Below are 18144 nucleotides of genomic sequence, written 5' to 3'. Positions count from 1 at the left end.
ACAGGCCGAGCGTGGCCTCCGGGCCACGCTCGTCCTGACAAGAACTTGAGAGGGGACCGTCCTCAGAGCAGGATCGGCGACAGGATCCAGTACATGATCGCGGCCACGAGCGCGGCGGCGGGGATCGTCAGGACCCACGCGATGCCGATGTTCTTCGCGACGCCCCAGCGCACGGCCGACAGGCGCTTGGTCGCGCCGACGCCCATGATCGCGGACGTGATGGTGTGCGTCGTGGAGACCGGCGCGTGCAGCGCGAACGCGTTGACGTAGAGCACGATCGCGGACACGGACTCGGCGACGAAGCCGCGCGCCGGGTCGAGCTCGATGATCTTGCGTCCGAGGGTCCGCATGATGCGCCAGCCGCCCGAGTAGGTCCCGGCGGAGATCGCGGCGGCCGCGGCGAGCTTGACCCACAGGGGGATGCCCTCGTCGGGGCTTGCCCAGCCGACCGTGAGGAGCGCCATGAAGATGACACCCATGGTCTTCTGCGCGTCCTGCAGGCCGTGGCCCAGGGCCATGGCCGCTGCGGACACGGTCTGCGCGAGGCGGAAACGGCGCGTGGTCTTGGAGGGGGCCGCGCGGCGGAACGCCCACAGCAGGCCCACCATGACGATGAACGCCAGGCCGAAGCCGACGAGCGGGGAGAAGATCATCGGCAGGACGACCTTGTCGACGATCGAGGCGCCGTAGATCGCGAGCCCGCCGGCGAGCCCGGCACCCACGAGGCCACCGATCAGCGCGTGCGTCGAGGACGACGGGAGCCCGAACCACCACGTGATGAGGTTCCACACGATCGCGCCGACCAGGGCGCACAGCACCACGACGAGTGCCGTGTGCGGTGGTACGTCCTCGAGGTCGACGATCGAGGTCGCGATGGTCTCGGCGACCTCGGTCCCGAGGAGCGCGCCGGCGAAGTTCATGACCGCTGCCATGATGAGCGCGGCACGCGGCGTGAGGGCCCTCGTCGAGACGGATGTGGCGATCGCGTTGGCCGCGTCGTGGAATCCGTTCGTGTAGTCGAAGCTCAGCGCGAGCGCGACGACGAGGACGACCAGAGCGAATTCCACGGGGCTCAGGACTCCTTGAGCGCGATGGTCTCGACCATGTTCGCGACCTTCTCGAACGCGTCGGCGGCCTGCTCGAGGATCTCGATGACCTCCTTGAGCTTGATGAGGAGGATCGGGTCGGAGACGTTGTCGAAGAGCTCGGCGAGGAGCTTGCGGTGGATCTTGTCGGCCTGGTTCTCGAGGCGGTTGACCTCGACCCAGTACTCGGCGAGGTCGTTGAGCGAGCGCAGGCGCGGCATGGCCTCGGCCGTCAGCTCGGCGGCGCGCTGCAGGACCTGGACCTGCTCGCCGACGCGGGCGGGCAGCTCCTCGATCTTGTACAGGACGATGAGGTCCGCGGCCTCTTCCATGTAGTCCATGCAGTCGTCGAGCGCGGAGGCCAGCCCGTAGATGTCGTCGCGGTCGAACGGCGTGACGAAGGTCTGGTTGAGGCGTCGCATGATCGTGTGCGTCGCGTCGTCGGCCAGGTGCTCGGTCTCCGCGAGCTTCTTGGCGAGCTCCTTGCGGGTCGGGCGGTCTGCGCCGAGCAGCTCGGCCAGGAGGTTCGCCCCGGTGACCAGGTGCTGAGCGGAGTCGGCGAGGAGGTCGAAGAACGAGGTATCGCGCGGGGTGAGGCGCAAGCGCACGGGAGGCTCCGAAAGGGCTGGACGCTGGTGGGTTTTCACAGGCAGATGACGACCGCACGGAGCGATCGTCACCCGGATGTCACAGGTGTTCTGTTGGAAGGTGACGCTGTGGTGAGTGGCGCCAGAGGGCGCGTTAACGCATCTCTAACGCTCGTCAAATGTAGCCGAACTGTCGCCTGAACGTTCAATCGCTCTCGGCGACCGGCGGGAGCGTCCGAGGGGCCCTGGGTGGGCACGCCGGACGGCGCTCACGTCGTGGTGGGGGCGACGCCGGGCCGGGAGCGCCTGTCGGCGCGAAGGCCGCTCGAAGCGGCTGATGTTGGAGCCCGGGGCTACCGCGACCCGACGTCGTGAACCATCGTACGCCCGCGTCCCGGAGGCTTCGAACCCGCAGGTCAGAGGGCACGTCGAGCCGTCGGGAGAGCCCTCGCGGTGCTTCAGCGCACAGGGAACGCGCACCGGCCCGACGGCGCCGCGTCAGTCGAGCTTGTCGGCCCGCCACAGCGCGGCGGAGTGCTCGAGCTCCTCGGCCGTGCGCAGCAGCGACGAGGCGCCGCGCGTCATGCGCAGCGCGGAGTCGGGGTCGCCGGCCTCGCGCGCGTCGGCGTCGAACGCGGCGCCCGTGGCGAGGATGCGGCAGAACGCGGCGGCTCGTTCGAGGGCCACGGCGAGGTCGCCGGCGAAGACGCCTGAGAGCACGGCGTCGGCGAGCTCGCGCACGTCCTCGGGACCGGGCGGGCTGACGACGCCGGCGACGACCTCCTGGACGGGGGCAGCGTCGACGCCGAGGCGGTACCGCAGCGCCACGGTCTGCGGGTCGCGGCGCACCCACTCGCGCAGGACGTACAGGCGCCAGAGCGCGCCGGGCAGGGTCGCGGGGGCCGAGTCGGCCCAGAGGCCGGACACGACGTCGAGGCCTTCGGTCTCGACGAGGCGGATGAGGCGGTCGACGACCTCGGGGTCCTCGGCGGCGCGGGCGCCGTGCACGATCGCGGCGGCGGTCGTGTGGGCGATCTGGTCGCGCAGCGCGGGGTCGAGGTCGCCGGGGAGCTCGTCGGCCTCGCGCGGGTCGAGCATCGCGGGGCGGCGCGGGCGGTGACTGGGGGCCGGTTGTTCGCTCACCTCTCGATCGTACGCAGGGAGCCGGACGCCGGGACGCCCGTGAGGCGCTCGCCCACCACGACCGGTACAGATGTCCCAAGAACGTGCTCGCTGCAACTATTGCCCTCAGCAACCATCTGGGTTTATGGTTGCTTGCAGCAACTAAGGAGATCTCTCGCGTGCCCCTCTCCCCCAGCCCGTCCCTCGACGCCCCCGTCACCCCGTCCGCCGTCCCCACGGCATCCCCCTCGGAGTCCACGAGCACCCCCCACGAGCAGATCCTCGACCTCCCCGTCAAGGAGCTCACCGTCGCCCTCGAGGAGCTCAACCGCGCCCAGCGCGAGGTCTCGGCCCGCCTGGCGCGCGAGCTCGACTTCCCCCGGGCGTCGCTCGGCGCGCTGCGCCTCCTGCAGCGCTGCGGCCCCCTCCAGGTCACCGAGCTCGCGCACCACCTCAAGGTCGACCTGTCGGTCGCGAGCCGACAGGTCACGCACCTCGTCGACGCGGGACTGGTCGAGCGGACGGCGTGCGACGACGACCGGCGCGCCCGCAGCGTGACCCTCACGCCCGAGGGCCGGGAGAAGGTCGACGAGACCTTCCGCCTCCTCATGAGCCGCACGGCCGAGACGTTCGCGGGCTGGACCGCCGAGGACCTGCGCGCATCGATCGACCAGCTCGGGCGTCTCACCGAGGCGCTCTCGCGCGCCTGACCGCAGCGCTCCCGCGCCCCCGCACCACACCCAGGGCGACCCGGCCACCCTGCCCGGCCTCGCCGTCGGGCACTGCCACGACCTTTCGACGACAAAGCACGACCTATGAATGTGAGTCCCGTATGAGCGCTACCACCACCATGACCCGCAGAGAGGTGCTGGAGTCACTGTCCGGCATCCTCCTCGGGATGTTCGTCTCGATCCTCGCGACCTCCGTGGTCTCGAGCTCGCTGCCCAAGATCATCAACGACCTGAACGGGTCGCAGTCGTCGTTCACCTGGGTCGTCACCGCGACCCTGCTGACGACCACCATCTCGACGCCCATCTGGGGCAAGCTCGCCGACCTGACGAACCGCAAGGTCCTCATCCAGCTCGCGCTGGTCGTCTCGGTCGTGGCGTCGGCCCTCGCCGGCCTGTCGCAGAACGTCGGCACCCTCATCGCGTTCCGTGCCCTCCAGGGCATCGGCGCCGGTGGGCTCATGGCGCTCGCCATGGTCCTCATCTCCGACATCATCTCCCCGCGAGAGCGCGGCAAGTACATGGGCCTCATGGGCGCGATCATGGCCGTGAGCCAGATCGGTGGCCCCCTCCTCGGCGGCGTCCTGACCGACACCGTGAGCTGGCGGCTCAACTTCTTCGTGGGCCTGCCGTTCGCGATCGCCGCGATCGTCGTGCTCCAGCGGACGCTGCACCTGCCGCCCATCCCCCGCCGCGTCGTGAAGATCGACTACTGGGGTGCGCTGCTCATCAGCGTCGGCGTCTCGACCCTGCTGCTGTGGGTCACGTTCGCGGGCAACAACTTCGAGTGGGTCTCGTGGCAGAGCGCCGTCATGGTGATCGGGTCGCTGCTCGCCCTGGTCGCGGCGGTTCTCGTCGAGAAGAGCGCGGTCGAGCCCATCATCCCGCTGCACCTGTTCAAGAACCGCACGTTCGTCCTCGCGGTCCTCGCGAGCGTCGCGGTCGGCGTCGCGATGTTCGGCACCGCGGTCTTCCTCAGCCAGTACATGCAGGTCGCGCGCGGCAAGACGGCGACCGAGTCGGGGCTGCTGACCATCCCGATGATCGTCGGGACGTTCGTCGCGTCGACCCTGATCGGGCAGCTCATCACGCGCACCGGTCGCTACAAGGCCTTCATGGTCACGGGCGGCGTGCTGCTCGTCGGGTCGCTGTTCGCCCTCTCGACGATCGACTACCACACGAGCTTCGTCCTCATCAGCGTCTACCTGTTCTTCCTCGGCGCGAGCATGGGCATGCTCATGCAGAACCTCGTGCTCGCGGTCCAGAACACCCTCGACGTGTCCGAGATGGGCGCCGGCACCTCGACCGTCGCGTTCTTCCGCACGCTCGGCGGCGCGATCGGCGTCTCCGTCCTGGGCGCGGTCCTCGCGAGCAAGGTCACGAGCTCCATCCAGGAGGGCCTGGCCAAGATGGGCGTGCCGAGCGACGGGACCGGCGGCACCGTGCCGGACGTCTCGACCCTCCCCGCCCCGATGCGCGACCTCGTCGAGCGCTCGTACGGCGAGGGCATCGCGGAGATCTTCCTCGTGGCAGTGCCCCTCGCGGTCATCGGCCTGATCTGCGTGCTGTTCCTCAAGGAGGTGCCGCTCGGCACCAAGTCCGGCCTCGACGAGCGCCTCGAGCGCGAGCTCGCCGCCGGCCTGCCCGACCTGACCGACGAGATCGAGCAGGAGCACGAGGGCGACTTCGCGGCCGCCGAGGGCTCCGTCCTCGCGGGGGCGGGCGCACCGGGCGCCTCGTCGTCGCAGGGCACCGAGCGGGCCGCCGACGGCCCCGCTCGCGGGGGCAGCACCTCGCGCTGACCTCCTCTCGCAGGACCTCACCCGGGGCCGTCGTGGATGCATGTTCCACGGCGGCCCCGCCGCACGCCATGATGGGGCGTGTGATCCCGCCCTCGCCGACCGACCAGCCGGAGCCGACTGTGTCCTCTACGCCCACCACGCCCGCCGCCGACGACTCGCCGCTCTACGCGCTCGAACGCGAGCTGCGCGTCCTGACGCGCCGGGCGGGCTCGTCCGCGAACGCGATGGCGAAGCGCATCCACCCCGACCTCGACGCGAGCGCGTACCCGCTCCTCGCCCACATCTGGGCCAACCCGGGCGTGCGCGGGTCGGACCTCGCCCAGCAGTTCGGGGTGGGGCGCGCGACCATCTCGCGGCAGCTCGCACGGCTCGAGTCGGTCGGGATGGTGGACCGCGAGGTCGACCCCGACGACTCCCGCGGCCAGATCATCACCCTCACCGAAGCCGGGGAGACGCTGCTGCGGACCACGCACGAGCGTCGCGTCGACTCCATCTCCCAGGCGCTGAGCGACTGGTCGCCCGACGACGTCGCGGCCCTCGCCGCCCTGCTCCACCGGTACTCGGAGGACGTCGTGCGCTGGCAGGCGTCGCGCTGACATGACGTCGGGGGACGCACCGGCGGGGCGGCCGGGTCGCGCGCTGTCGCCCTGGCCTGCCCGACGGCGCAGCCGCCCTCGCGTCCTGGCCGTCCTCGCGGCCGTGGTCGCCCTGGGCCTCGTGGTGACGACGCAGGTCCCCGACCCTGTCGGTGACGTGGTCGGGGACCTGCTGTACGCCGTCGCGGTCTACGCGGCGCTCGTGCTCGTGGCTCCTCGGCTGCGGCCGTGGGTCGCGGGAGCCGTGGTGCTCGCGTGGTGCTGGCTCGTGGAGATCCTGCAGGCGACGCCCGTCGTGGCGGCCGTGCTGGACGTGGTGCCCGCGGCCGCCTGGGTGCTGGGGAGCACGTTCAACGCGCGCGACCTGGTGCTCTACCTGTTGGGTGCGCTGCTCGCGGTCGGGCGCGCCGTGCGCGTCGCCGTCAGACCCTCGGGGGTGGCAGAGCGCGCGGGACCCCGGGGTCACGCTCGCTCTGACAGGGGTCCTGCTGCTCAGGCGCCGGCGTCCTCGAACGTCAGGCTGAGGCTGTTCATGCAGAACCGGTCGCCCGTCGGGGTCTGCGGCGCGTCGTCGAACACGTGACCCAGGTGCGAGCCGCAGTTGGCGCACCGCACCTCGGTGCGGACCATGCCGTGGCTGCGGTCCTGGATCAGCTCGACCGCGTCCGACTTCTTGGGCGCGTAGAAGCTAGGCCACCCGCAGTGCGAGTCGAACTTGGTGTCCGAGCGGAACAGCTCGTGGCCGCAGGCCCGGCACCGGTAGACGCCCTCGCGCTTCTCGTCGAGGAGCTCGCCCGTCCAGGGGCGCTCGGTGCCGGCCTGCCGGAGCACCGCGTACTCGTCAGGAGCCAGCTCCTCTCGCCACTGGGCGTCGGGCTTGGCCACCGGGTACACCTTCTGCGAGAACAGGCTTCCGGTCGTGTCGTGGGTCTCGTTGGTCATGCTCCACCTCCGACTGCGACAACCGTGACGGATGTCCGGGTGTTCCCGTCAACCCGTCGCCGAGGGTGACGGACTTGCCTGCCGAGGGTGACGCTGACGGTCGCCGACGGTGACGGGGCTCGACGGTGCGCTTCGGCCGGGACGCAGGGGACCCCGGTGGTGATCCGAAGATCTCCACCGGGGTCCTGAGTCGTGTCGTCACCCTCGGCGGGCTGGTCCGTCACCCTCGGCGACAGAACGCGTCACCCTCGGCGGGCGAGCGAGCGACGAGCAACCGGCCGTCAGTACGACGACGACGAGTACACCGTCGCCGAGCCGCCGCCGCGCTGCGCACGACCACGGCCGCCACGACGACGAGCCTGCGCACCAGCGCCGCCCTCACCGCCCTGCGCCGACTGGCCGCGGCCGCCCTGGGCGCGCTGCGCCGTCGGGCCTGCGGACTTGGCCGGGACCGACGTGCGGGCCGCACGGGACCCACCGTTGCGCGACGGCGTGCCGCGCTTGGCCTGCGTCTGCGGCGGCGTGATGTCCGCGGGACGGACGTACTCGGCGACCTGGCCGACGAGCGCCGTGATGGCCGCGTCACCGGGGGCGACGGGCTGCGGCTGTGCCGTGATCTTCGCCTTGCGGGTCAGGTCCTTCACGTCGTTGCGCTGCTCGGGGAGCATGACGGTCACGACGACGCCCTCGGAGCCGGCGCGAGCCGTACGGCCCGAGCGGTGCAGGTACGCCTTGTGCTCGGCCGGCGGGTCCACGTGGACGACCAGCTCGATCTCGTCGACGTGGATGCCACGCGCGGCGATGTCGGTCGCGACGAGCACGCGGACGGACCCGTTCGAGAACGCCTCGAGGTTGCGCTCACGCGCGCCCTGGCCGAGGTTGCCGTGCAGGTCGACCGAGGGGATGCCCTGTGCCGTGAGCTGCTTCGCGAGCTTCTTCGCCTGGTGCTTGGTGCGCGTGAACAGGACGCGACGGCCCGTGCCCGACGCGAGCTGCTGCACGACGTCCTTCTTCGCGTCCGCGTCACGGACCGCGAAGATGTGGTGCGTCATGTTGGAGACGGGCGACTCGGCGGAGTCCACCGAGTGGCTCACCGGGTTGCTCAGGTAGCGCTTGACGAGCTGGTCCACGCCGTTGTCGAGCGTCGCGGAGAACAGCAGGCGCTGGCCGCGCGTCGGGGTCTTGTCCATGATGCGCTTGACGCCGGGCAGGAAGCCCAGGTCGGCCATGTGGTCGGCCTCGTCGAGGACCGTGATCTCGATGCCGTCGAGCGACAGGACGCGCTGGTTGAGCAGGTCCTCGAGGCGGCCCGGGCACGCGATGACGATGTCGACACCCGCGTTCAGCGCGCTGACCTGACGGCTCTGCGCGACGCCACCGAAGATGGTCGTCGTGTTCAGGCCCAGGGCCTTCGCGAGCGGCTCCATCGTGGCGTTGATCTGGTTGGCGAGCTCACGCGTCGGGCACAGGACCAGGGCGCGGGGGCGGCGGGCGGCGCGGCGCGTGTCCGACTGGGACAGGCGCGTGACGACCGGCAGCGAGAACGCGAGGGTCTTGCCCGAGCCCGTGCGGCCACGGCCCAGGACGTCGCGGCCCTTGAGCGTGTCCGGCAGCGAGGCCACCTGGATGGGGAACGGCGACTCGATGCCCTGGCTGGAGAGCTCGCGGACCACCGTGGTGGGGATCGCGAAGTCGTTGAAGGTCAGGCCCTCGGGCACGACGGTCGGGACCGACGAACGCACCGGGGCGGGACGCTGCTCGCGCTGCTCACGGGGAGCGCGCTGCTCGCGGTTGCCACCGGCGGGGCGGCCCTGGCCGGCGCCGCGGCCGTCGCGCGAGTCGCGCTCACGGACCGGGCGACCGTCGCGGGTCACCTTGGCGGGACGCGAGTCGCGGTTGTCACGCTCGTCGCGGGAGTCGCGGGCCGGACGGGCCCGGTCGTCACGAGCCGGGCGGTTGGTGTCGCGGGACTGCTGTCCCTGCGACGAGCTGGTGCGGGGGGCTGCGGCGTTCGGGCGCACGGCAGCACGAATGGGGTTGTTCAAGGGTTTGCCTCTCGGGCGTAGGGTCGGGGTTCGCCGCAAGAAATCCAGGGAACTCCACGACGCTGGGCGCGCAGAGATGCGCAGCCACGGTCACCACTCTCTCATGACTGGGGCGCACGTGCGTCGATGGTGATCGACGTCTCCACATCCCTCACCGATCCCTCACCTCCCGGTGGCTCACCCAGGGGCTCGCCCGGACCTCTCACCTCCCGCACGTGCGGGCGTGGTGGAATGTCGCCCGTGGACTTCATGAGCTCCGTGGGCGACGTCATCGGTCAGATCTGGTCGGCGGCCACGACCCCCGTGCCCGCACCGGCCTCGGCGGTCGTGCTGTCGATGTCGCTCGTCGCGCTGATCGTCGTGGTGTTCACGCCCGTGTGGCGGGTCGCTCGGCACGTCGTGACGATCGCGCACGAGGGCGCGCACGCCATCGCGGCGCTGCTCACCGGGAGGCGCCTGACGGGTATCCGCCTGCACTCCGACACGTCGGGCCTCACGGTCTCCTACGGCAAGCCGCGCGGCTTCGGCATGGTCCTCACGGCCTTCATGGGCTACGTCGGCCCGGGCCTCGTGGGGCTCGGGGCGGCCGCCCTGCTGCGGGCGGGCTACGCCGTCGGGCTCCTGTGGCTCCTGGTGCTGCTGCTGACCCTGATGCTGCTGCAGATCCGCAACTGGTTCGGCCTGTGGTCGGTGCTGGTGAGCGGTGTGGCGCTCGTCGTCGTGTCGTGGGCCGCGACGCCGCCCGTCCAGAGCGCGGTCGCGTACGCCGTGACGTGGTTCCTGCTGCTGGGCGCGATCCGGCCCGTCCTGGAGCTGCAGATCTCCCGCAGCCGCGGCAAGGCCCGCCAGTCCGACGCCGACATGCTCGCGCGGCTCACCGGCATCCCCGGGCTCGTGTGGGTCGGGGTGTTCCTGCTCGTGACCGTCGGCGCGGCCGTCCTGGGCGGGTACTGGATCGTGTCGCCGGCGGCTGCGTGAGCCTGATGGCCCACCGCAGCGGGTGACGGCCCCCAGGGCGAGCCTCACCCACCCTGCCTAGCATCGGGGCATGGCTCTCTCCCCCGCGTTCTCGGCGGTCTCGCTCGCCGCTCTGCTCGGCTCCTCCGGCGTCGTGCACCTGGCGCGCCCGCAGGTCTTCGAGCCCCTGATCCCCGACGCTCTCGGGGACCCGCGCCCGTGGGTCACGTGGAGCGGCGTGGCGGAGCTGGCGTGCGCGACGGCGCTGCTCGTCCCCGCGACGCGTCGCGCCGGCGGCCTCGCGAGCGCCGCACTGCTGGTCGCCGTCTTCCCCGGGAACGTGAAGATGGCGCTCGACTCGCACCCCGGAGCCCGGTCGTGGGCCCGCAAGCCCGTCGTGGCCTGGGGACGCCTACCGGTCCAGGTGCCGCTCGTGGCGTGGGCGCTGGGGGTCGCGCGGCACGGCTGAGCGCCCCTCGCCGTCGACGTCGTCAGAGCGCACGACGACGGACCGCCCGCTGTGCGCGGACGGCCCGTCGGGGTGATCGGGTGCGTAGCCCTGGCCGGGCCGGGAACCTTCCGAGGAGGAGGGGGTCGGCTCCCGGGACGGGCGGGCCGCGCAGCCGGTCGAGACGTGGTGCGGGCTGTCAGGCCCCGCAGGTGGTGCGGGCCGGTCAGGCCTGCGGCGTGAGGACGAACCCAGGTCCCTCGGTCGCGCGAGGGTCGGTGTCCAGCGTGAGGTTCGCGAGCGCGATCGAGGTGGTCGGCTCGACGAAGACTCGCGCGTCGCCGCTCTCGACGACCGTGTCGTCGGGCTGCGGGCTCGGGACGAGGGCCAGCTCGAAGTCGCCGGACTGCGGCGCCGACTCGGCGATCCTGAGGCCGCCACCGTCGGGCACTCCGGCCCGCGTGGTGAGGTCCTGGACTGCATCGCGGGCGTTGTCGGTCAGGGTGAGCATGGAAGCTCCTCTCGGTTGCCTGGGGACGCACGGGCAGTCTTGCGACGAACCCTCGGCGTGCGCCTTTCGGTTGCCTCCAACCAAACAAGGATCGGGCCCGATCGCAAGGTCGGGGGCCGATTCACGGCGTGTCTCTCACCCAGTGGGATCGAGCGCGACAGGCGCCCGCGGGGCACGTAGGGTGCGCGCCCCGCGCGGACGCGCCGCCGGGACTCACCAGGCCCGACGGCGCCGCGCACCACCCGTGGGCACCTCGCCGCGGGCGGGGGCTCGGCGCGTAGACTCTGCGCGGGCCTTGGTGCCGCCTCGGACGAGGCGCGCGCACGGTGCCCGGGCCTCTAGCTCAATGGCAGAGCTGCGGACTTTTAATCCGTAGGTTGTGGGTTCGAGTCCCACGGGGCCCACCGTCCTGAGTCACCGCACCGGCCGCTTCCCTTCGAAGAACCGGTCGAGGTCTGCCCGACGCAGCGCACCTGCGACCCCGCCGGCGGTGAGCTCTGCGACGAGCCGCCGTGACAGGTCGCGCAGGGGTTCGTTGTTGATGCTCGAGTGGTGGCACATGAGGTCGAACGCCTCGTCGGCGGGCAGACCGTAGATCGCCATGACGGCGCCCTTGGCCTGCTCGATCGTGGAGCGGCTCGCGGACGACGCCCGGATCGCGGCCGTGGCCTCGCGCTGGGCGAGCTCGCGCTGGGTCGTCGTGAGGTCGATGAAGTAGCCCGAGACGTGCGTGGTCTCGCCGGTGCGGCGGTCGAGCCGTCCGCGTCCGACGACGCCGAGCGTCCGCGTCCGTCCCTGTGCGTCGACGATGCGGTGGACGGAGCTGAAGGGTTCGCCCGTGGCGACGGCGGCGAGCAGGACGTCCTCGACGCGTTCGCGGTCCTCGGGGTGCTTGTGCGCGAGCATGAGCGCGGTCGTGGGCATGATCTCGCCGGGCCGGAAGCCGTGCATGGCGTACAGCTCGTCGGACCACCACCAGCTCTGGTCGGACAGGTCGAGGATGAACTGGCCGACGATCTGTGGCGCACCGCGCAGCAGGGCCTCGGCGAGCTCGGGGTCGAATCGGCGAGACGGGTTGTACGAAGTGGTCAAGTAGGCCCCCAGGGCATGGGAAAGGAGCGGGCCTACTTCCAGACTCCTCGGTGATACTAGCCCGGATCCGTTGCCTCACCTGCGAGGACGGCCCGACGGCGCACTGCCCGTCGAGCGGGCACGATCCGTGCGCAGCGAACCGGTCCGGGAACGACGAAGCCCCTGCCGGCCGGGGCCGAGCAGGGGCTTCGTGAACGTTAGGTGGTGGCGCGATGCAGGGGGTACTTCGCGCCACCGAGGAAGACATTACCCCCTACGAGCGGGTGGTGACGAACCGCGTTCGGATGGCGGGCGATCGGACGCACTCCTTCCGATCTCGACCCTCGCGCTCGACGTCGGGACTCCCCTCGTCATCGGCGATCTGGGCCGCGACGAGCCCGTGGCTCGGGTTCTGGCCAGGCTCCGGCCGGGACCGTGCGCGTTTGACGACTGACTCGCACGTCCCATGCATAGAGGGGGTGACGTCCCACTCAGTGAGCACCGTCGGCATTCCCAGGATCGACACCTAGGGTTTGCTCTACGCCCGCCCCCTGTGTGGCATAAAACACCACGTACCAGGAGGTTCTTCGAATTGCGGGCAGCGGCCTCCTATGTGCAGAGTGGGACAATGGTATGGGTTACGGTGGGGCTGGTTCTCGTGGTGCTCGGCGTATCGCTCGCCGTGCGCGCCGCGTGGGCCGTGCGTGCCGGTGAGCAGCGCGGGCACTCCAGCTCCGGCGGTCACGGCATGGGCATCGCGCTCGGCGCCGGCATCGCCTTCTGGGGAGCTGTGATCACCACGATCGCGCTCATCGTCAACAACAGCTGACCTCCGAATGAGCTGACCACCTCCTGCTCCGGCCTGTCAGGATCGAACGCATGAAGCGATCCTTCGACGACCTCGTCTCCGAAGCAGCCTCCGTCTCCGTCGACGGCTGGGACTTCTCCTGGCTCGACGGCCGCTCGACCGAGCAACGTCCGTCCTGGGGCTACGCCCGCTCGATGGGCGAGCGCATGGCCACCGCGAGCGCCGCCCTCGACCTCCAGACGGGCGGCGGCGAGGTCCTCGCCTCGGTCCCTCGGTTCCCGCGACTGACCGTCGCGACCGAGGGCTGGCCCCCGAACGTCACCCAGGCCACTCGGCTCCTGCACCCGCTCGGCGTCGCGGTCGTCGCCGACGCGGACGAGCCGCCCCTGCCGTTCGCGGACGAGGCCTTCGACCTCGTCGTGAGCCGCCACCCCGTGAAGTCGTGGTGGTCCGAGATCGCGCGCGTCCTCGCCCCGGGCGGTACGTACTTCGCGCAGCACGTCGGCCCGTACAGCGTGTTCGAGCTCGTCGAGCACTTCCTGGGCCCGCAGCCCGAGGAGGTCCGCAACGGCCGCCACCCCGACGACGACCGTGCCGCGGCGGAGGCGGCCGGGCTCGAGGTCGTCGACCTGCGGTTCGAGGAGCTGCGCACCGAGTTCTTCGACGTCGGCGCGGTGATCTACTTCCTGCGGAAGGTCGTGTGGATGGTCCCGGGGTTCACCGTCGAGGAGTACCGCCCGCAGCTCGCCGCGCTGCACGAGCAGATCGAGGCCGAGGGGCCTTTCGTCGCGACGACGACGCGCTTCCTGGTCGACGCGCGCAAGCCGCGCTGACCGCCCGGACGGGAGCGCCGCCGTCGGGCCGGGTGGAGAGGTGTCGCCCTTGACACCCCGGCCGAGCCACCGGCGTCAGCGCCGGCGTGGTCGAGCGGGTTCAGCTGCCAAGCCCCGCGTTCCCCCGCGTCAGGTCTCCGAGGGCCGCGAGCGCCCGACGCTTGCGGTCCGCGGGGTCGATCGTCCGTTCGTCCCCGGGGTTGGCGCGGCGCACGGGCTTGCCTGCGCGGTCGCCGGACTCGACGGTGCGGGGCATGCCGGGTGCGCCGGCCGCCCGCGTGGACCGGGAGCGCCGGTGCGGGGTGCTCGGGGCGAGGAAGTAGGGGCGTTGGGTGCTCATGGGCTCTCCTCGGGTCGTCACCGCCCCGCTGCCGGGGCCGTGGTGTCGATCCTGAAGCACTGTCGTTTCGTCCGTGTTGCGAGCGCAGGACATCGAGGTGTCGTCCGCACGACGCTCCGGCCGACCATCGGCCAGTAGCCTCCTCGCATGACGACGCACGAGCGCGAGATCACGTCCTCGGTCGACCTGTGCCTGCCGGACGGCCGGCTGAACCCGGACGCGGTCGGGTGGACGCGCACCCCGCTGCACCGCGCGAACCTGCGCGGGTGGGGGCGGACCAAGCGCTGGGAGTACTGGGGCGTGACGACGCCGACCCACGTGGTCGGGATCGTCGCGTCCTCGATCGACTACGCGGGCGTCCACGGTCTGTACGTCCTGGACCGGGCGACGGGCGAGGAGACGGTGACCGACGTCGTCGTGCCTCTTGCGCGGGGTGTGCTCATGCCGGGGCGCAGCGGCGTCGGCCGCGTCGGGGCGCGCGCGAAGGACCTCGCGATCGTGATCGAGCAGCGCCCCGAGTCCACCCGCATCAGGGCGGCGTCGCGCGACGTGAGCCTCGACCTGACCGTCCCGCTCCCGCCCGGGCACGAGTCGCTGGGGGTCGTCGTCCCGTGGAGCGACCGGCTGTTCCAGTACACGGTCAAGGACGTCGCCCGCCCGGTCCACGGCGCGCTCACGGTGCGCGGCACACGGCACGACGTCAGCGCCGACGACTCGTTCGCGGTGCTCGACCACGGTCGCGGCCGATGGCCCTACGCCATGACGTGGAACTGGGCCGCGGGCAGCGGGCACGGCCGCGGCATCCAGCTCGGCGGCGGGTGGACGGACGGCACGGGCGCCACGGAGAACGCGCTCCTGGTGGACGGGCGGATCCACAAGATCGGCGCGACGCTCGACTGGACGTACGACCGCGCGGACTGGCTCGCCCCGTGGCACGTCTCGGGCGACGGGGTCGAGGCGGTGTTCACGCCCTTCCACGAGCGGGTGGCACGCACCGAGCTGCTCGTCGTGGGCAGCGAGACGCACCAGTGCTTCGGCACGTGGTCGGGCCATGCGCGCACGGACGAGGGCGCGTGGGTGGACCTGGACGGGCTGGTCGGCTGGGCCGAGGAGGCACGGCAGCGCTGGTAGCCGCACGGGGTCTCCGCAGGCCCGACGGCACCGCTCACCTCGGACGTGGACAGCACCTTCGCGACGCTCGCCTCGGTGCCAGACTGCCGCCATGGCGACCGTCCACGACGAGATCACTCCCCGGCTCTCCCGCTTCGTGCTGTCCCAGCCCGTGTTCTTCGTGGGCACGGCCCCGCTCGCGGGTGACGGGCACGTCAACGTCTCACCCAAGGGCATGGGGGGCACCTTCGTGGTGCTCGACCCGCACCGGGTCGCGTACCTCGACTACACGGGCTCGGGGGCCGAGGTCGCGGCGCACCTGCAGGAGAACGGGCGCATCGTGGTCATGTTCTGCGCCTTCGAGGGACCGCCGAACATCGTGCGCTTCCACGGCCGGGGCCGGTACGTCCTCGCCCGCACGCCCGAGTTCGACGACCTGCGCCCGCTGTTCGCCAAGGAGCGCGAGTCGGGGCAGCGCGGCATCGTCGTGGTCGAGGTGGACCGGGTCTCGGACTCGTGCGGGTTCTCGGTGCCGCTCATGGACTTCGTGGCGGACCGTGACGTCCTGGACCGGGCGCACGACCGGCGAGAGCCCGAGTACTTCGACGCGTACTGGCAGAAGAAGAACGCGACGAGCATCGACGGGCTGCCCGGCGTGGACATCGCGCCGCTGGCCTGACCTACGTCGCGTCGAGGTACGCCCGCCCACGCGGCGAGATGCGGTAGCCCACGGGCAGGCTCTCGGTGAGACCGAGCTCCTTGAGCCGCCGGACCCGGATCTTGAAGTAGTCGCGCTCGACGCCGATCGAGGTCGCGAGCTCGCGAGCCACGACCTCGGGTCGGGCGACGATCAGGTCGAGGTAGTCCCTCGTCCACGGCTCGGGCGCCGCCCGGTCCATGCGGGCGAGCTTCTCCCGGAGCGCCTCGACCTCCTCGGCGGACAGGTCGGCCTCCTGGCGCAGCGCGACGCGCGGGTCCTCCCCCACGTGCCGCAGCCCGATCCGGTACAGGTCCCCCTCGCCCTTGGCGGCGGCCCAGGCGAGCGCCGCGTCGGCCGAGCGGAACCCTGCGGCGCGCGCGTCGTCGTCGGGCAGGACGGGGACCCCGTCCACCTCCGCCACCCGGTCGATCGACGTGACCTCCACGACCCCGATCCGCGTCCTCATCCGGCCGCCCGCGCGCACGCGCGGCGCGAGCCAGCGCCGGTACGCGAGGGACACCGTGCCGTCCTCGAGCCCGCTGAGCGTCTGCCGGGTGAGCAGCATGCCTCCAGGGTACGAAGACGGGCCGCGGCGCGCAGGGGCGCGCCAGGCCTGCCGGCCGCCGCACGCGGCCTCAGGGAGCGGCGCGGACCGCGGCGACCGGACGCGCCCCGCGAGGGATCACGACCCGCGCGCTCACTCCCCCGCCGGGAAGGGGCGTCAGGCTCAGGCTCCCGCCGTGCAGCTCGACGATGCGGGAGACGATCGCGAGCCCCAGACCGTTGCTGCTGCGGTCGGTCACCACGTCGTCGCGGGTCCTCGCGACGGAGCCGATCTGGCGGGCGAACGGCTCCAGGGCGATCCTGAGCTCGTCGTCGGTCAGGACGCGGCCGCTGTTCTCGACGGTCAGGACGACGAGCCCCGCGTCGACCAGCGCGATGCGGGCCCACCCGCCCTGGGGCAGGTTGTGCCTGATCGCGTTGCGCAGCAGGTTGTCGACCACACGGGCGAGGAGGACCTCGTCGCCCGGCACGACCGCGGGCGCGACGTCCACCTCGACGCGGACGCCGCGCTCGGTGGCCTCGCGCGCGACGTCGTCGACGGCGTCCTCGACGACGACGTCGAGGTCGAACGGCGCTCGGACGATCGGCGACCTGTCGAGGGCCGCGAGCTGCAGGAGGGCCGCGACGAGGTCCGTGGCGCGTCGGTTGGTCACGTCGAGGCGTTCGAGCAGGCGCGGGAGGTCGACGGCGTCGGGGTCCTCGCGCGCGACGTCGAGCATGGTCTGGGTGACCGCGAGCGGTGTCCGCAGCTCGTGCGACGCGTTGGCCGCGAACCGCTGCTGCGCGGCGAACGCGCGCTCCAGCCGTTCGAGCATGGTGTCGAACGTGTCGGCCAGGTCCGTGAACTCGTCCCGTCCGCGCCTGGTGCCCCGGGCCGAGATGCGGTGCGACAGGTCGCCCGACGCCGCAGCCTGCGCGGCGGTGTTGAGGTCCGTGAGCGGACGCAGCACCCGCCCGGCCACGAGCCACCCACCCACGGTCCCGACGACGGCGAGCGCGCCCATCGCCACGACGCAGGCCTGGATCAGCGAGTCCAGGATCTGGCCCCGCGACGCGATGAAGAGATGGGCGTCCGACGGGTTCGCCGCCGTGAGCGGGTAGTTCGGGACGAAGCGCATGACGGCGTACACGATGACGGACATCGCGAACCCCGCGGCGAGCAGGAAGGCCACATAGCTCAGCGTCAGGCGGAGCCGGGCGGTCTGGCGCAGGAACCTCACGACGCCTCGCCGCTCGGCGCGCCGACGCGGTACCCCACGCCTGGCACCGTGTGCACGACCCAGGGGTCGCCCAGGCGCTTGCGGAGCGTCGAGACCGTGACGCGCACGGCGTTGGTGAACGGGTCGGCGTTCGCGTCCCACGCGCGTTCGAGCAGGTCCTCGGCGCTCACCACGCCGCCGTCGGCGGCCAGCAGGACCTCCAGGACGGCGAACTGCTTGCGGCTCAGGCGCACGTGCTCGCCGTCCCGGTAGACCTCCCGGCGGAACGGGTCGAGCCGCACACCGGCGGCCTCCAGCACGGGCGGGAGCGGGGCCGGGCGGCGCCCCAGGGCCCGCACGCGCAGGATCAGCTCGGGCAGCAGGAAGGGTTTGGTCAGGTAGTCGTCGGCGCCGATCCCGAAGCCTCGGGTCTTGTCGTCGAGCGTGCCCGCCGCGGTGAGCATGAGGACCCGGGTCGGCAGGCCTCGGGCCACGATCGACCGGCAGACGTCGTCGCCGTGCACCCCGGGCAGGTCCCGGTCGAGCACCACGACGTCGTACGCGGTGTGGCCGAGCATCTCGAGAGCCACCTCCCCGTCGAGCGCGACGTCGGCGGCGACGGCCTCGCGCCGCAGCCCGGTCTGCACGGCCTCGGCCAGGAACGGTTCGTCCTCGACGACCAGCACCCGCATCGAT

The 18144-nt window shown here is 71.9% G+C and carries 21 protein-coding genes and 1 tRNA gene; 11 read left to right on the top strand and 11 right to left on the bottom strand.

Translation table 11 applies throughout. The annotated features are described in order from the left end of the window. Positions 1-62: 62 nt before the first annotated feature. The 3 genes from H9652_RS08195 to H9652_RS08185 all read right to left on the bottom strand — a co-directional run bounded on the left by H9652_RS08195 (position 63) and on the right by H9652_RS08185 (position 2770). On the bottom strand, positions 63-1067 hold the full coding sequence (locus H9652_RS08195) for an inorganic phosphate transporter (protein WP_138826192.1): 1005 nt from the start codon (positions 1065-1067) through the stop codon (positions 63-65). A 5-nt stretch (positions 1068-1072) separates the two neighbouring features. Then, positions 1073-1693, bottom strand: a complete 621-nt coding sequence (locus H9652_RS08190) for a DUF47 domain-containing protein (protein ID WP_030151734.1) — start codon at positions 1691-1693, stop codon at positions 1073-1075. Between the two features lie 477 nt (positions 1694-2170). Then, a complete protein-coding gene (locus tag H9652_RS08185; RefSeq protein ID WP_138827537.1) occupies positions 2171-2770 on the bottom strand; it encodes a hypothetical protein in 600 nt (199 codons plus the stop codon). Positions 2771-2973: 203 nt separating this feature from the next. Here H9652_RS08185 and H9652_RS08180 point away from each other — a divergent pair, with 203 nt between their 5' ends. From H9652_RS08180 to H9652_RS08165, 4 genes are all read left to right on the top strand, one after another. Beyond that, complete coding sequence (locus H9652_RS08180; RefSeq protein ID WP_191795817.1) at positions 2974-3504, top strand: MarR family winged helix-turn-helix transcriptional regulator; 531 nt, start codon at positions 2974-2976, stop codon at positions 3502-3504. A gap of 122 nt (positions 3505-3626) precedes the next feature. Continuing rightward, entirely contained in the window at positions 3627-5324 is a 1698-nt protein-coding gene (locus H9652_RS08175) for an MDR family MFS transporter (RefSeq protein WP_225227934.1), read from the top strand. A 119-nt stretch (positions 5325-5443) separates the two neighbouring features. Beyond that, positions 5444-5920 (top strand): MarR family winged helix-turn-helix transcriptional regulator, encoded by a 477-nt coding sequence (locus tag H9652_RS08170; protein WP_318244046.1) that lies wholly within the window; start codon positions 5444-5446, stop codon positions 5918-5920. Position 5921: 1 nt separating this feature from the next. After that, entirely contained in the window at positions 5922-6503 is a 582-nt protein-coding gene (locus H9652_RS08165) for a ribosomal maturation YjgA family protein (RefSeq protein ID WP_191795816.1), read from the top strand. On the opposite strand, the gene msrB is transcribed toward H9652_RS08165, so the two are convergent. Together msrB and H9652_RS08155 are read right to left on the bottom strand one after the other, a co-directional pair. After that, complete coding sequence (gene msrB, locus H9652_RS08160; RefSeq protein WP_191795815.1) at positions 6413-6862, bottom strand: peptide-methionine (R)-S-oxide reductase MsrB; 450 nt, start codon at positions 6860-6862, stop codon at positions 6413-6415. The two genes, H9652_RS08165 and msrB, sit on opposite strands and share 91 nt — an antisense overlap. 281 nt (positions 6863-7143) lie before the next feature. After that, positions 7144-8604, bottom strand: coding sequence for a DEAD/DEAH box helicase (locus H9652_RS08155; protein WP_404822006.1), 1461 nt, complete (start codon positions 8602-8604; stop codon positions 7144-7146). Positions 8605-9138: 534 nt separating this feature from the next. Between H9652_RS08155 and H9652_RS08150 the strand changes: the two genes are divergently transcribed. Continuing rightward, positions 9139-9885 (top strand): M50 family metallopeptidase, encoded by a 747-nt coding sequence (locus H9652_RS08150; RefSeq protein WP_191792122.1) that lies wholly within the window; start codon positions 9139-9141, stop codon positions 9883-9885. A gap of 70 nt (positions 9886-9955) precedes the next feature. Next, the gene (locus tag H9652_RS08145) at positions 9956-10333 is read left to right on the top strand and encodes a DoxX family protein (protein ID WP_191795814.1); all 378 of its coding nucleotides are present in this window, start codon (positions 9956-9958) and stop codon (positions 10331-10333) included. 205 nt (positions 10334-10538) lie between these two features. Here H9652_RS08145 and H9652_RS08140 read toward each other — a convergent pair whose 3' ends face one another. After that, complete coding sequence (locus tag H9652_RS08140) at positions 10539-10823, bottom strand: iron-sulfur cluster biosynthesis family protein (protein ID WP_191792120.1); 285 nt, start codon at positions 10821-10823, stop codon at positions 10539-10541. Positions 10824-11155: 332 nt separating this feature from the next. Here H9652_RS08140 and H9652_RS08135 point away from each other — a divergent pair. Further along, a tRNA-Lys gene (locus H9652_RS08135) sits at positions 11156-11227 on the top strand. A 10-nt stretch (positions 11228-11237) separates the two neighbouring features. On the opposite strand, the gene H9652_RS08130 is transcribed toward H9652_RS08135, so the two are convergent. Then, positions 11238-11915, bottom strand: coding sequence for a PAS and ANTAR domain-containing protein (locus H9652_RS08130; RefSeq protein ID WP_191795813.1), 678 nt, complete (start codon positions 11913-11915; stop codon positions 11238-11240). Positions 11916-12522: 607 nt separating this feature from the next. Here H9652_RS08130 and H9652_RS08125 point away from each other — a divergent pair. Continuing rightward, positions 12523-12723 carry a hypothetical protein gene (locus H9652_RS08125; protein WP_191795812.1) on the top strand — a complete coding sequence of 67 codons (201 nt, stop codon included), beginning with the start codon at positions 12523-12525 and terminating at the stop codon, positions 12721-12723. 50 nt (positions 12724-12773) lie between these two features. After that, positions 12774-13535: a class I SAM-dependent methyltransferase gene (locus H9652_RS08120; RefSeq protein ID WP_191795811.1), complete on the top strand. Its 762-nt coding sequence runs from the start codon at positions 12774-12776 to the stop codon at positions 13533-13535. 100 nt (positions 13536-13635) lie between these two features. Here the strand turns inward: H9652_RS08120 and H9652_RS08115 are convergent, their stop codons facing one another. Continuing rightward, positions 13636-13875, bottom strand: a complete 240-nt coding sequence (locus H9652_RS08115; protein WP_191795810.1) for a hypothetical protein — start codon at positions 13873-13875, stop codon at positions 13636-13638. Positions 13876-14022: 147 nt separating this feature from the next. Between H9652_RS08115 and H9652_RS08110 the strand changes: the two genes are divergently transcribed. Both H9652_RS08110 and H9652_RS08105 read left to right on the top strand, forming a co-directional pair. After that, complete coding sequence (locus tag H9652_RS08110) at positions 14023-15006, top strand: DUF2804 domain-containing protein (protein ID WP_191795809.1); 984 nt, start codon at positions 14023-14025, stop codon at positions 15004-15006. Between the two features lie 91 nt (positions 15007-15097). Continuing rightward, a complete protein-coding gene (locus H9652_RS08105; RefSeq protein ID WP_191795808.1) occupies positions 15098-15664 on the top strand; it encodes a pyridoxamine 5'-phosphate oxidase family protein in 567 nt (188 codons plus the stop codon). Position 15665: 1 nt separating this feature from the next. Here the strand turns inward: H9652_RS08105 and H9652_RS08100 are convergent, their stop codons facing one another. The 3 genes from H9652_RS08100 to H9652_RS08090 all read right to left on the bottom strand — a co-directional run bounded on the left by H9652_RS08100 (position 15666) and on the right by H9652_RS08090 (position 18140). Then, on the bottom strand, positions 15666-16250 hold the full coding sequence (locus tag H9652_RS08100; RefSeq protein WP_191795807.1) for a hypothetical protein: 585 nt from the start codon (positions 16248-16250) through the stop codon (positions 15666-15668). A 70-nt stretch (positions 16251-16320) separates the two neighbouring features. Next, positions 16321-17469, bottom strand: a complete 1149-nt coding sequence (locus tag H9652_RS08095) for a sensor histidine kinase (RefSeq protein ID WP_318244045.1) — start codon at positions 17467-17469, stop codon at positions 16321-16323. Beyond that, entirely contained in the window at positions 17466-18140 is a 675-nt protein-coding gene (locus tag H9652_RS08090) for a response regulator transcription factor (RefSeq protein ID WP_191795806.1), read from the bottom strand. The genes H9652_RS08095 and H9652_RS08090 overlap by 4 nt, the downstream gene beginning before the upstream one ends. Between the last annotated feature and the right edge of the window lie 4 nt (positions 18141-18144).

Source organism: Oerskovia rustica (assembly GCF_014836555.1).
Taxonomy (GTDB): Bacteria; Actinomycetota; Actinomycetes; order Actinomycetales; family Cellulomonadaceae; genus Oerskovia; species Oerskovia rustica.
The sequence above is the reverse complement of the archived record's forward strand: the minus strand, read 5'-3'. Positions and strand labels throughout refer to the sequence as shown.

What these genes read in the sequence shown, in the direction of transcription:
- H9652_RS08185 (WP_138827537.1), bottom strand. Translation starts at nt 2,770, where the DNA reads ATGCTCGACCCGCGCGAGGCCGACGAGCTCCCCGGCGACCTCGACCCC.
- H9652_RS08175 (WP_225227934.1), top strand. Translation starts at nt 3,627, where the DNA reads ATGAGCGCTACCACCACCATGACCCGCAGAGAGGTGCTGGAGTCACTG.
- H9652_RS08165 (WP_191795816.1), top strand. Translation starts at nt 5,922, where the DNA reads ATGACGTCGGGGGACGCACCGGCGGGGCGGCCGGGTCGCGCGCTGTCG.
- msrB (WP_191795815.1), bottom strand. Translation starts at nt 6,862, where the DNA reads ATGACCAACGAGACCCACGACACGACCGGAAGCCTGTTCTCGCAGAAG.
- H9652_RS08150 (WP_191792122.1), top strand. Translation starts at nt 9,139, where the DNA reads ATGTCGCCCGTGGACTTCATGAGCTCCGTGGGCGACGTCATCGGTCAG.
- H9652_RS08145 (WP_191795814.1), top strand. Translation starts at nt 9,956, where the DNA reads ATGGCTCTCTCCCCCGCGTTCTCGGCGGTCTCGCTCGCCGCTCTGCTC.
- H9652_RS08140 (WP_191792120.1), bottom strand. Translation starts at nt 10,823, where the DNA reads ATGCTCACCCTGACCGACAACGCCCGCGATGCAGTCCAGGACCTCACC.
- H9652_RS08125 (WP_191795812.1), top strand. Translation starts at nt 12,523, where the DNA reads ATGGTATGGGTTACGGTGGGGCTGGTTCTCGTGGTGCTCGGCGTATCG.
- H9652_RS08120 (WP_191795811.1), top strand. Translation starts at nt 12,774, where the DNA reads ATGAAGCGATCCTTCGACGACCTCGTCTCCGAAGCAGCCTCCGTCTCC.
- H9652_RS08115 (WP_191795810.1), bottom strand. Translation starts at nt 13,875, where the DNA reads ATGAGCACCCAACGCCCCTACTTCCTCGCCCCGAGCACCCCGCACCGG.
- H9652_RS08110 (WP_191795809.1), top strand. Translation starts at nt 14,023, where the DNA reads ATGACGACGCACGAGCGCGAGATCACGTCCTCGGTCGACCTGTGCCTG.
- H9652_RS08105 (WP_191795808.1), top strand. Translation starts at nt 15,098, where the DNA reads ATGGCGACCGTCCACGACGAGATCACTCCCCGGCTCTCCCGCTTCGTG.
- H9652_RS08100 (WP_191795807.1), bottom strand. Translation starts at nt 16,250, where the DNA reads ATGCTGCTCACCCGGCAGACGCTCAGCGGGCTCGAGGACGGCACGGTG.
- H9652_RS08090 (WP_191795806.1), bottom strand. Translation starts at nt 18,140, where the DNA reads ATGCGGGTGCTGGTCGTCGAGGACGAACCGTTCCTGGCCGAGGCCGTG.